This is a genomic window from Streptomyces calidiresistens (assembly GCF_014141525.1).
In the GTDB taxonomy this organism is placed as follows: Bacteria; Actinomycetota; Actinomycetes; order Streptomycetales; family Streptomycetaceae; genus Streptomyces; species Streptomyces calidiresistens.
In genome coordinates, this window is record NZ_VKHS01001066.1 from 1 (window position 1) to 1,505 (window position 1,505).

1 protein-coding gene is annotated in these 1,505 nt (G+C 76.3%); it reads left to right on the forward strand.

The window, feature by feature from the left end; translation table 11 throughout:
* Positions 1-33: 33 nt before the first annotated feature.
* The coding region (locus FOE67_RS25465) for a hypothetical protein (protein ID WP_228474284.1) at positions 34-1,505 on the forward strand (1,472 nt) is incomplete at its 3' end.

Genomic DNA, 1,505 nt, shown 5'->3' on the forward strand with positions numbered 1-1,505 from the left:
GGGTTCGGGGTGCCGACCCCGACCATGGGGGGCATGGGGGGCTTCGGCGCGCCGAACATCTCCGCCGTGGGCGCGGGCGTCGGCGATCTGCGGGTGATGCCGCCCATCGGCGTGCCGGTCCGGCCGGGGGGCATCTCCCCGGGTGGCCCCGCCGGCCCCCTCGTGCCGAGCATCGTCACGCCGGGCTCGCTCGCCCCGCCCGGCGGCCTGTCCGGGATCGGCGGGCTCGGCCCGGGCGGGCTCGCCCCCGCCGGCCTCGGCTCGGTGAACCTCGGGCAGATCTCGCTCAGCCCGTTGTCGGTGCTGCGCACCCCGATGGGCGGGATCGACATGCCTCCCCTGTCGGCGCAAATCGCCGACCTGCCGTCCATCGGGGCCGTGCAGCCGCCGCAGCTGGGGTCGATGTCCTCGATGACCGGCGTCGGCGGCATCACCCTCGGCTCGCCCGGCGCGGTGAACCTCGGTGCCCTCGCGCCGACACCGACGCCGGTGGCGGTGAACACGACCGTCACCGCACCGACGGTGACGGCGCCGAACGTGGCGGCGCCGCAGCTGGGTTCCGTGACCACGCCCGCCCCGGTGGCGCCCGGCGCGGTGTCGGTCGGGACGGTGAGCCCGGGCGCGGTGACCCCCGGCACGGTGACCCCGGGCAACCTCTCCCTCGGCGGCATCAACGCCGGGAGCCTGAACCCCGGTGGGCTCAACCCCGGTGCCCTCACCACCGGCAACCTCAACCTCGGCGGCATCAACGCCGGCACCCTGAACCCCGGTGGGCTCACCCCGGGCAACCTCAACCCCGGAACGGTCTCCCTCGGCGGCATCAACACCGGTGCGATCGCCCCCGGTGGCCTGAATCCCGGCGCCCTCACCACCGGCAACCTCAACCTCGGCGGCATCAATGCCGGCGGTCTCACGCCGGGCAACGTGTCCGTGGGGGGCGTCAACGCGGGGGCGCTCAACTCCGGGGTGACCGCCCCCGGGGCCGTGGCCCCGAACCTCGGCGCTCCCGGCACCGTCGGGCACATCCCGGCGAGTCTGGCCGGGGTCTCCTCCCTGCCCACGCCCCAGATACAGGGCATCCAGGGGATCACCTCGCTCGGCGGGGTCACGCCTCCCGGGCAGGTCGGGGTCACCGTGCCCGGCTCGCCGGCGGGCGCCGGGTCGTCCTCCGCACCGACCCAGCACCTGCTGAACGTGCCCTCGCTCTCCCAGACATCGCTCGGTCAGATCCCGGCCCTGCCCTCGATCACGGCACGCATCGTGGACCTGCCCGGCACCGGCCTCGGCGGAACACCCACCTCCCTCGGGGCCATCACCGGCGCCGGGGCCGTGACCCCCGGCAACCTCGCTCCCCCGGCGGGCGCCGTCATCAGCCCCGGCTCCGTGCCGACTCCCGGCGCCATCGCACCGAGCGCCCTCACCCCCGCCGGCGTCGCGCCGGGCACGGTCACCCCCGCCACGGTCGCGCCCCCGCCGGCCCATGTTCCCGGCGGCCTGTCCAACGC